The sequence below is a fragment of the [Clostridium] citroniae WAL-17108 genome, assembly GCF_000233455.1.
Taxonomy (GTDB): Bacteria; Bacillota; Clostridia; order Lachnospirales; family Lachnospiraceae; genus Enterocloster; species Enterocloster citroniae.
The window spans coordinates 127,800-129,070 of sequence record NZ_JH376428.1; the positions used below are offsets into that span (position 1 = coordinate 127,800).

Annotated in this window: 2 protein-coding genes; one reads left to right on the forward strand and one right to left on the reverse strand. The window is 37.6% G+C overall.

Going from position 1 to position 1,271, the window contains the following annotated elements:
• The coding region (locus HMPREF9469_RS32680; RefSeq protein WP_007868004.1) for an H-type lectin domain-containing protein at nucleotides 1-517 on the forward strand (517 nt) is incomplete at its 5' end.
• A 4-nt stretch (nucleotides 518-521) separates the two neighbouring features.
• Here HMPREF9469_RS32680 and HMPREF9469_RS31520 read toward each other — a convergent pair.
• Nucleotides 522-788, reverse strand: coding sequence for an H-type lectin domain-containing protein (locus HMPREF9469_RS31520; RefSeq protein WP_157140337.1), 267 nt, complete (start codon nucleotides 786-788; stop codon nucleotides 522-524).
• Between the last annotated feature and the right edge of the window lie 483 nt (nucleotides 789-1,271).

Sequence of the window (1,271 nt, forward strand, 5' to 3'; positions counted from 1 at the left end):
TAATCGCGCAGTAATCACAGATTTGATATCCGAAGCTGAAGCTGGTCCCTTGGGAAAACGGATTGTCAATTGCGGTGACAACACAAAAAACACTCCGTATAAAGAGGGATTGACCACTCTACAATCAGGAACTGCCATAATTTGTATGTCGTCTGCTAACTATGGGACTATTTTATATATAACTGCAGGTTCCGAAAAAATATTTTTTAAATCAAAGTCTAACGCTATATGGGGAGATTGGAAACAGAGTATTTCAAACACTGATATACAAGCCGGAAATGCATCTCTCAGTGAATGCGCTCCCGGTAAAACAACAGATTTTGATATCACTTTTCCTAATCCGTTTCCCACAATCCCAAAGATTATGGTCAGCCTCCGCTCCAGTAGCCAGTCTGAAAAATATGGTCTACTTACACCCTATGTTGCTAATGCAAGTAAAACTGGTTTTACGTTTAGGGTCGCTAATGCCCACACTACATCATTAGCCCCGTTAGGGTCATGGATGGCAATGCTTTAAACAATCATTCCATTGCTATCCAATATATAGCAGGCTGTAATTCACGGCTAGAATTATTGGCAATTCTTACTGTAAAGCCAGTTTTTGAAACATCACTAACCATTGGAGTCATATTTCCATATTCGATAAATTCTGTTGTACTATAGAAACCAGCAACAACTTTCGGATTGGAATTAAATGGAATTGGGAATTTAATATAAAAATCGGTTATCTTTTTTTCAGTAGCTATTATTGCACTTGTTGAACCTTTTTGTAACGCCGTACTCTTCAAATAATTGTTTAAATCCGTATTGCGCACATCAGTATGTTAATTCATCAAAAACTCATTTTTATTCATTTTAGTTGCTGTGTACAATACGGATTTAAAATTACTTGCTTCATGTTTTAACTTTGAAAAAGTAGCTATAATACAGCCTTTTTTCGATGATGCAGACCAATCATTCGGTTTTCGCTCCTATTACAATATGTCGATGGCAGCAGGCTACGCAATACATTTCTACTACAGTGGCGAGAAACGTATTACATTGCGATTTTTAGATACTGATGGTACCTGGAAAGATTCATGGACTGGAAAGTTGCAATAGCTTAAATGATTATTCACCACCATTTTTTCATGAACAGCGCATCTGCCGAAATACCCTGCGGGATTATTTTCTGCTCATTTCGGTCATTGCCCACGAAACAAGTCAGGATGTTTGAAGATGACGCTATGTAACATGCGTATGCAACGTTCCCATTGCTTTTTACATTGGTA